Source organism: Bacillus sp. KICET-1 (genome assembly GCF_027721405.1).
Classification (GTDB): domain Bacteria; phylum Bacillota; class Bacilli; order Bacillales; family Bacillaceae; genus Bacillus; species Bacillus velezensis.
This window is the reverse complement of the sequence record NZ_CP113515.1, coordinates 518,183-528,950: the sequence shown is the minus strand read 5'-3', so window position 1 is coordinate 528,950 and position 10,768 is coordinate 518,183. Positions and strand designations below refer to the sequence as shown.

Below are 10,768 nucleotides of genomic sequence, written 5' to 3'. Positions count from 1 at the left end.
ATATGAGCAAAAAATCAATTCAAAAGGTGTATGCACTCACACCGATGCAGGAGGGAATGCTGTATCATGCGCTGCTTGATCCGCATTCTTCCTCCTACTTCACACAATTAGAGCTTAGGATTCACGGAAGCTTTCAGCTGGAGCTTTTTGAAAAAAGCGTCAATGAGCTGATCCGGACATATGACATCCTGCGTACGGTATTCGTGCACCAGCAGCTTCAAAAACCGCGCCAAGTCGTATTGGCGGAGCGGAAGACGAAGGTGCACTATGAAGATATCAGTCAATTAGATGAAGCGCGCCAAACCGAATATATTGAACGCTATAAACGCGGCGTGCAGCAGCAGGGCTTTCATCTGGCGAAGGATATTCTCTTTAAAGCGGCGGTGTTCAGACTCAGTGAGAAGGAGCTGTATCTCGTCTGGAGCAATCATCATATCGTCATGGACGGCTGGAGTATGGGCGTTTTGATGAAAAGCCTGTTTCAAAACTATGAAGCGCTTCGTGCCGGCCGGCCCGCCGGGGGAAGCCAGGGCAAACCTTACTCTGACTATATCAAATGGCTCGGAGGCCGGGATTATGAGGAGGCGGAACAATATTGGAGCAGCCGCCTGGCGGATTTCGAACAGCCGAGCCTGCTCCCGGGCCGTCTGGCATCAGAAAAGAAAGACTACCAAAATGAAGAATATTCTTTTGTCTGGGATGAAGAGCTGGTCGCGCAGATTCAGCAGACCGCCAACCGGCATCAAGTCACGGGGCCTAACCTGTTTCAGGCCGTTTGGGGTGCGGTGCTCAGCAAATACAACTATACAGACGATGTGGTGTTCGGCACCGTCGTATCAGGCCGTCCTTCAGAAATCAACGGCATTGAAACGATGGCGGGGCTGTTCATCAATACGATTCCCGTCAGAATCAAGATTGACAAAGATGCAGCCTTTTCTGACGTGATGGCGGCAGTTCAGAAAAACGCCGTGGAAGCCGAGCGCTATGATTATGTGCCGCTCTATGACATTCAAAAGCGCTCCGCTCTGGACGGCAGCCTCTTGAATCATTTGGTCGCGTTTGAAAACTATCCGCTGGACAAAGAGCTGGAAAACGGGGGCATGGAGGAAAGACTCGGCTTTTCCATTAAAGTTGAACATGCTTTTGAGCAGACGAGCTTTGATTTCAATCTCATCGTGTATCCGGGAAAAACGTGGACTGTCAAAATCAAATACAACGGAGCGGCTTTCGCTCATGATGCCATCGAACGAACGGCGCATCATCTGACCTGCATGATGAAAGCGGCGGTCGGAACGCCTGATGCGCCCGTGCGGGAACTCGGCCTTGTTTCAGGCGAAGAAGAGCGGCAGATTGTTGAGATATTCAATGATACAAAAACGGCGCTTCCGGAAGAGGAGGCCGTTCACCGTTTGTTTGAAGCACAGGCAAACCGGACGCCTGCAAGCAGCGCAATAAAAGAAGCGGGACGCGAATGGACCTACCGTGAAGTGAACGAAGCGGCCAACCGCCTGGCGAGACGCCTTGTGAAGAGCGGGCTGGAAAAAGGCCGGACCGCCGCTATTATGAACGACCGGTCTGCGGAAACCGTTATAGGAATGCTTGCCGTCCTAAAAGCAGGCGGCGCATATGTGCCGATTGATCCGGCTTTTCCGGAGGACCGTCTCCGCTTTATGGCGGAAGACAGCTCGATTCGGCTCGTGCTGACGGTTCAGGCATATCAAGAACAAGCGGGCGCATTGCAAGTCCCGGTCGTCATGCTGGATGAAAGCGCGGATGAAACGGTAAGCGGAACAGACTTGAATCTTCCGGCCGGCGGCAACGACTTGGCGTATATCATGTATACATCCGGATCGACCGGCAAACCGAAAGGCGTCATGATTGAACACAGAAATATCATCAGGCTCGTCAAACATTCGAATTACGTGCCGGTTCATGAAGAAGACCGGATGGCGCAAACGGGAGCCGTCAGCTTTGATGCCGGAACCTTCGAAGTCTTCGGCGCATTGCTGAACGGAGCGTCATTGCACCCGGTGAAAAAAGAGACGCTGCTTGACGCCGGACAATTCGCCCAATTTCTGAAAGAGCAGCGGATCACGACCATGTGGCTGACGTCTCCGCTGTTTAATCAGCTTGCCCAAAAGGATGCCGGCATGTTTAACACGCTCCGGCACCTCATCATCGGCGGTGATGCGCTTGTGCCGCATATCGTCAGCAAAGTGAGGAAGGCATCACCGGAGCTGTCGCTTTGGAACGGCTACGGGCCGACGGAGAATACGACGTTTTCGACGAGTTTTCTCATTGATCAGGACTACGACGGCTCGATCCCGATCGGGAAGCCGATCGGAAATTCCACTGCGTACATTATGGACGAAAACCGCAACCTTCAGCCGATCGGCGCTCCCGGTGAGCTGTGCGTCGGCGGAAGCGGAGTGGCAAGAGGCTATGTGAATCTGCCTGAACTAACGGAGAAGCAGTTTGTCCGCGATCCGTTCAGACCGGATGAAATGATATACCGGACGGGGGACTTGGCGAAGTGGCTTCCGGACGGCACGATCGAGTTTCTCGGCAGAATTGACAATCAAGTAAAGGTCCGCGGTTTCAGAATCGAGCTCGGCGAAATCGAGGCGAAAATCAGCCAGGCGGAGAATGTGACGGAATCTGCGGCTGTGATCCGGAAAAATAAAGCGGATGAAAATGAAATCTGCGCTTACTTTACCGCAGACCAAGCCCTTTCGCCGGAAGACCTGCGCAAAACGCTTTCGGAATCACTTCCGGAATACATGATTCCCGCGCACTTCATCCAGATGAATCAGTTTCCGCTGACGGCGAACGGAAAAATTGATAAAAAAGCGCTGCCTGAGCCTCAGGCTGAAGCCGTTCAAAAAGAATACGAAGCGCCGAAAACGGAAGCGGAGCAGAAACTCGCGGACATTTGGGAAGGCATTCTCGGTGTAAAAGCGGGTGTGACTGACAATTTCTTCACGATTGGCGGACATTCTTTAAAAGCTATGATGATGACCGCTAAAATCCAGGAACACTTTCAAAAAGAAGTGCCGATTAAAGTGTTATTTGAAAAGCCGACCATTCAGGAGCTTGCGTATTATTTGGAGCATGAGAGCGAGGAGGAACAGCAGTTTGAACCGATCCGACAAGCGCCTTATCAGAAGCATTATCCTGTTTCCTCAGCACAGCGCAGGATGTATATCCTTAATCAGCTCGGACAGGCCAGCACGAGCTACAACGTCCCTGCTGTACTTCTGCTGGAAGGATCAGTAGACAAAAACCGTCTTGAAGAGGCCATGCAGGCATTAATCAACCGTCATGAGACACTGCGTACGTCGTTTGACATGGCAGATGGAGAAGTCGTGCAGACCATTCATAAAAATGTGTCGTTCGAGCTTGAAACCGCCGAGGGCCGGGAAGAAGATGCAGAAGAGCTGACAAAAGCCTTTATCAGGCCGTTTGCGCTCAATCATGCGCCGCTGGTCCGTTCGAAGCTGATCCGGCTTGAAGAAGATCGGCATCTTCTGCTGATTGACATGCACCACATTATTACGGACGGAAGCTCAATGGGCATTTTCATCGGTGATCTTGCGAAGCTTTATCAAGGCACGGAGCTTGAGCTGCCAAAGATTCATTATAAGGATTTTTCAGTCTGGCAGCGTGAAAAAGCAAATCTCGATCAGCACGAAGCTTACTGGCTTGATACGTTCAAAGGCGATCTGCCGGTGCTGGATCTGCCGCTTGATTTCCCGCGTCCTGCCGAGCGCAGTTTTGAAGGGGAACGCGTCATCTTCGGGCTTGATAAACAGGTGACGGCGCAGATTAAGAAGCTGCTGGCTGATACGGATACGACGATGTACATGTTCTTGTTAGCCGCTTTTCAAGTGCTGCTGTCCAAATATTCGGGGCAGGAAGACATCATAGTCGGGTCTCCGGCGGCCGGAAGACAGCATCCTGATCTCCAAGACGTGCCGGGCATGTTTGTCAACACTGTGGCGCTTCGGTCGCATCCTGCCGGCAAAAAAACGTTCAAGCAATTTCTGGATGAAGTGAAAACGGCGAGCCTTCAAGCTTTTGAGCATCAAAGCTATCCGCTTGAAGAATTAATTGAAAAACTGCCGTTAACGAGGGACACAAGCCGGAGTCCGCTGTTCAGCGTGTTATTTAATATGCAGAACATGGAGATCCCGGCCCTGCGGCTCGGAGATTTGGAGATTTCTTCTTACTCCATGCATCATCATGTCGCTAAATTTGATCTATCCTTAGAAGCGGCTGAGCGCGGAGAAGAGGTCGGATTGAGCTTTGATTACGCGAAAGCCTTATTTGCGGACGAAACCATCCGCCGCTGGAGCGCTCATTTTGTCAATCTGATTAAAGCCTGCGCTGAAAATCCGGATATTCAGCTGTCCGACGCAAGCCTGCTGTCCGCTCCTGAGCGGGAAGCGCTCCTTTCTGATGAAAAACGGACGGAAGCGGATCTGCCTGAGGGCACTTTTGTTTCGCTGTTTGAACGGCAAGCGCAAAAAACGCCTGATCTCACGGCGGTTGCGGGCGGCACAAGTCTGACATATCGTGAGCTTGATGAACGCTCGAACCGGTTTGCCCGCCACCTTCAGGCTTGCGGAACGGGCAGTGAGGACATCGTGGCCATTATGATGGATCGTTCGGCCGACTTGATTACCGCGATTCTCGGCGTCATGAAAGCCGGAGCGGCATTTCTCCCGATTGATCCGGAGACCCCTGAAGAGAGAATCCGCTACTCTCTTGAAGACAGCGGAACGAAGCTTCTGGTCGTTAATGAGAGAAACATGACCGCGGCCGCCGTTTATAAAGGAAAAACGGTCGTAATGGAAGACGGAGAATGGCAGAACGAAAGCGCCGACCGGCTTGAAACGGAGCCCGGCGCCGACCAGCTTGCCTATATCATTTATACCTCGGGAACAACGGGCAAACCGAAAGGCGTCCAGCTGGAGCACCGCAATCTAATCAATTATGTTACATGGTTCAGCCGTGAAGCCGGTTTGACCGAAGCTGACAAATCCGTGCTGCTGTCTTCTTACGCATTTGATCTCGGCTATACGGCCATATTCCCGATTCTTCAGGCGGGCGGCGAGCTGCACATTGTGCCGAAAGAGACGTACACCGCGCCTGATCAGCTTGGTGAGTATATACAGAAAAACGGCATTACGTATATGAAACTGACGCCGTCATTGTTCCATATGATCGTCAACACAGCCCGTTTTACGTCAGAACGCCGTTTCAGCCCGCTTCGTTTAGTGGTGCTCGGCGGAGAAAAGATCATCACGTCCGATGTCCGCAAGTTTCATGACGTATACGCCCATACCGACTTCATCAATCACTACGGGCCGACGGAAACGACGATCGGCGCCATTGCGGAACGGATCAATATGGAGCGTCTTGATCAATATGAGCAGCGTCCCGTCATCGGCCGCCCGATCGCAAATACCGGCGCGCTTGTATTGGACGGAGCAATGCAGCTCGTTCCTCCGGGCGCAAGCGGCGAGCTTTATATTACCGGGAAGGGGCTTGCCAGAGGATATCTTCACCGTCCGCAGCTGACGGCGGAGAAATTTCTCTCAAATCCTTTTTCACCGGACAGCCTGATGTACAAAACGGGAGATGTCGTCCGCAGGCTTTCTGACGGGACGATTGAATTTATCGGCCGTGCGGATGATCAAGTGAAAATCCGGGGCTACCGCATTGAATTAAAAGAGGTTGAAACTGTGCTGTTAAGCGTAAACGGCATTCAGGAGGCGGTCGTTCTCGCAGTCAGCGAAGGCGGGCTGCCGGAACTGTGCGCGTACTATAAAGCCGACAGCGGGCTGAAAGGCTCTGAGCTTCGCAAACGGCTTTCCGAAACACTGCCGTCTCATATGCTTCCGGCTTACTTCGTGCAGGTAGACCGCATTCCGCTCACAGCCAACGGAAAAACCGATAAAAACGCCCTCCCGAAACCGGGCGTCAGCCAAACGGCGCAAATTGCTTCAGCCTTGCCGGAAACGGAATTGGAGGAAAAGCTGTGCCGCATTTGGAAACAGACACTCGGTACGGATACGCTCGGCATCGACGATAATTTCTTCGATTACGGCGGGCACTCTTTAAAAGGCATGATGCTCCTCGCCAATATTCAGGCTGAACTGGACAAAACGGTTCCGTTAAAAGCGCTGTTCGAACAGCCGACTGTCCGCCTGCTTGCCGCATATATCGAAAAATCGGCGGTATCTGAGGGATATCGGATGATCACACCGGCAGACAGTGCAGACGCGTACCCGTTATCATCCGCCCAAAAACGGATGTACGTCCTGAACCAGCTTGACCGGGAGACAATCAGCTATAATATGCCGTCCGTTCTTCTGATGGAAGGAGAAGTCAATATTTCAAGGCTTCAGGAAGCGCTCAATCAGATGATCAATCGCCACGAATCTTTGCGGACGTCCTTTATCGATCAAAAAGGTCAGCCGATGCAGAAGATCGCAGAACAGGCTGACATTGACCTGCACATTTTTGAAGCAGCGGACGAGGAGAAAGCGGATCTTATCATTCAGGCATTCATTAAGCCGTTTGATCTGAGCGCGGCTCCGCTCATTCGGGCCGCTCTTGTCAGACTGAATGAAAAGAAACACCTGCTGCTGCTGGATATGCATCATATTATTGCCGACGGCGTGTCCAGAAGCATGCTGGTCAAAGAGCTCGCTCACCTTTACAAAGGCGGGAGCCTGCCGTCGCCGAACCTGCACTATAAAGACTTCGCCGTCTGGCAGAATGAACCTGAGCAGGCCGAACGGATGAAAGACCATGAGCGTTATTGGCTCTCCGCATTTTCCGGCGAGCTTCCTGAATTGAATCTGCCGACTGATTTCCCCCGTCCGCCGGTTCAAAGTTTTAAAGGACAATACGTCCGTTTCAGAGCGGGGCGTGAAACGGAAAAAGCGGTGCGTGAATTAATGGAATCATCAGGAGCGACTCTTCATATGGTGCTTCACGCCGCGTTCCATGTCTTTTTGAGCAAAATCACGGGGCAGCGCGATATCATTATCGGCTCGGTGACCGCCGGAAGAACGAACGCCGAAGTTCAGGAAATGCCGGGGATGTTTGTCAATACGCTTGCGCTTCGCAATGAAACGCGCAAAGAGCAGACCTTCGCCGGGCTGCTCGAACGGGTGAAACAAACCAATCTCGACGCGCTGGCGCATCAGGATTATCCGTTTGAGGATCTGATCGGAAAGCTTGACCTGTCGAGAGATATGAGCCGAAATCCGTTGTTCCAAGTCATGGTGACGACAGAAGATCCGGATAAAGAAACACTGGAACTGGAGAACCTGCGCATCACTCCGTATGAGTCAAACCAAGGCACGGCGAAATTCGATCTGACACTCGGCGGATTTACGGATCAAGAAGGCCTCGGCCTTCAGTTTGAATATGCGACTGATCTGTTTAAAAAAGAAACAATTGAAAAGTGGAGCGCCGGGTTCCTGCGGATTCTGAAGCAAGCGGCAGAAAGTCCGGACAGAAAGCTGCCTGAGATTTCACTGATCAGCGATGCTGAAAAACAAGCCCTCCTCAACACATGGAAAGGAAAAACACTCTCTGTGCCGCGGGACAAAACGGTTCACCGTCTCTTTGAAGAAACGGCCGCCCGCTACGCGAACCGGCCGGCCGTGGCATATAACGGCGCGAAATGGACGTACGGCGAGCTGAACGCAAGGGCGAATCGCATCGCGCGCATTCTCATGGACTGCGGCGTCACGGCTGACGAGCGTGTCGGCATCCTGACGAAACCCTCCTTGGAAATGGCCGCGGGCGTACTCGGCGTCCTGAAAGCGGGCGCGGCATTTGTGCCGATTGACCCCGACTATCCGGAAGAGCGGATCAGCTACATTCTGCAGGACAGCGGCGCGAAGCTTCTTCTCACACAGGAAGCGCTGGACGTGCCGGACAGCTACAACGGAGAAACGATTCTGCTTGACGGCAGCCGCTCCATTCTGAGCCTGCCGCTTGATGAAAACGATGAAGCGAACCCGCAGACGGAAACAACGGCGGATCATCTCGCTTATATGATTTACACGTCAGGAACGACCGGACAGCCGAAAGGTGTCATGGTCGAACACCATGCGCTGGTGAACCTGTGCTTCTGGCATCACGACGCATTCGCCATGACGGCGGATGATAAAAGCGCCAAATACGCGGGCTTCGGTTTTGACGCCTCCATCTGGGAGATGTTCCCGACATGGACCATCGGCGCGGAGCTTCACGTCATTGACGAAGCGATCCGGCTGGATATCACCCGCTTAAATCACTATTTCGAAGAGCACGGCGTGACCATCACCTTCCTGCCTACGCAGCTCGCCGAACAATTTATGGAGCTGGAAAATACCTCTCTCCGCATGCTTCTCGTCGGCGGCGATAAGCTGAAGCGGGCGGTGAAACAGCCGTACACGATCGTCAACAACTACGGCCCGACGGAAAACACCGTCGTCGCGACAAGCGGCGTCATCAATCCGGAGGAAGGGTCGCTTTCGATCGGACGGGCGATTGCCAATACGAGAGTTTATATTCTCGGCGACGGAGATCAGGTGCAGCCGGAAGGCATTGCCGGTGAATTGTGCGTGGCCGGCCGCGGACTTGCGCGCGGATACCTGAACCGTGAAGAAGAAACGGCGAAGCGGTTTACCGCAGATCCGTTCGTGCCCGGCGAGCGCATGTACCGGACCGGCGACCTCGTCAAATGGAACGCGCAGTGCGGGATCGAATACATCGGGCGTATTGACCAGCAGGTCAAAGTGCGGGGCTACCGGATCGAGCTTTCAGAAATCGAAGTCCGCCTCGCCCGGCTTGCGGACGTTCATGACGCAGCGGTGACGGCCGTGGAAGACAAAGCGGGCAATACCGCGCTTTGCGCCTATGTCGCGCCTCAGCAGGACGATATCGAAACGCTCAAAGCCGCGCTGAAAGACACGCTGCCTGACTACATGGTGCCGGCGTTCTGGGTGGAGATGGACGAGCTTCCGGTCACCGCAAACGGAAAGATTGACAAAAAAGCCCTGCCGGAACCGGACATTGAAGCGGGAAGCGCCGCGTACAAAGCGCCGGAAACGGAGATGGAGACGCTGCTTTCTGACATTTGGCAGGAAGTGCTCGGTCTTGACCAGATCGGCGTAAGCGATAATTTCTTCACGCTCGGCGGCGACTCGATCAAAGGCATCCAAATGGCGAGCCGCCTGAACCAGCACGGGTATAAATTGGAGATGAAAGACCTCTTCCAGCACCCGACCATCGAAGAACTCGTCTCTTATGTGGAGCGGACGGAAGGCAAGCAGGCCGACCAGGGCCCTGTCGAAGGCGAAGCGGAGTTAACGCCGATCCAGCGCTGGTTCTTTGAACGAAACTTTACCGACAAACACCACTGGAATCAATCCGTCATGCTTCACGCGAAAGACGGCTTTGATCCGGACCTGGTGGAAAAAACCCTGCAAGCATTGATTGAACACCATGATGCGCTCCGCATGGTTTACCGTGAAGAAAGGGAAGGCATCATTCAGACATACCTCCCTGTCACAGAATGCAAGGCAAGCTTTGACATCGTTGATCTGTACGGAACTGACGAGGATATGCTGAAAAGCCAGATTCAGCGGCTTGCCGATCATCTTCAGGGCAGTCTTGATCTGGAGAACGGCCCGCTGTTAAAAGCGGAGCAATACCGGACAGAACAAGGCGATCATCTGTTAATCGCGGTTCACCATCTCGTCGTGGACGGGGTTTCATGGAGAATTCTGCTTGAGGATTTCGCTTCAGGTTATAAACAGGCGCAGCAGCAAAACAGCATCGTCCTCCCGCAAAAAACCCACTCCTTTAAAGATTGGGCGGAGGCGCTGAACACATTTGCGCAATCAGAAGAGCTGAAAAAGCAGGCGGATTATTGGGCACAGGCAGATGCGGAAGAACTCCGGCCGCTGCCGAAAGACCATGATCCGAACAAACGGCTCGTCAAACATACGGCGGCCGTGAAATGTGAATTAACTGAGGAAGAAACGGCACAGCTGCTTACAGATGTTCATCATCCGTACGGAACGGAAATCAACGACATTCTGCTCAGCGCGCTCGGCTTAACGATCGGTGAATGGACGGAAAACGGCAAAGTCGGCATCAACTTAGAAGGACACGGCCGGGAAGAAATCATACCGAATGTCAATATTTCACGGACGGTCGGCTGGTTTACGGCCCAATATCCTTTGATTCTGCAAATCAGCAAGGAAGACGGCGTCTCTTCCGTCATTAAAACGGTAAAAGAGACGGTGCGGCGCGTTCCTGATAAAGGTGTAGGATACGGGATTCTCCGGTATCTGTCATCCGATGAAACAGAACAAGGCGCCGCGCCTGAAATCAGTTTTAACTACTTAGGGCAGTTTGACAATGAAGTGAAAACGGAATGGTTTGAGCCGTCTCCATATGATATGGGACGTCAAGTCAGCGAAGAGTCAGAGGCGTTATACGCACTGAGCTTCAGCGGGATGGTTACAGGCGGCCGCTTCGTCATTTCCTGCTCATACAATCAGGAAGAATATGAAAGAAGCACCGTCGAAACACAGATGCAGCGGTTTAAAGACAATCTCTTAATGATCATCCGCCATTGCACGGCCAAAGAAGAGAAAGAATTTACGCCGAGCGATTTCAGCGCGCAGGATCTTGAAATGGATGAAATGGGAGACATCTTTGACATGCTTGAGGAGAATTTAACGTGACAAAA

1 protein-coding gene is annotated in these 10,768 nt (G+C 52.7%); it reads left to right on the top strand.

What is annotated here, in order from left to right:
* Nucleotides 1-2: 2 nt before the first annotated feature.
* Complete coding sequence (gene srfAB, locus OVA33_RS02685; RefSeq protein WP_128974176.1) at nucleotides 3-10,763, top strand: surfactin non-ribosomal peptide synthetase SrfAB; 10,761 nt, start codon at nucleotides 3-5, stop codon at nucleotides 10,761-10,763.
* The last annotated feature ends 5 nt before the right edge of the window (nucleotides 10,764-10,768 follow it).

Coding starts and splice junctions, on each gene's coding strand:
- srfAB (WP_128974176.1), top strand. CDS start 3: ATGAGCAAAAAATCAATTCAAAAGGTGTATGCACTCACACCGATGCAG.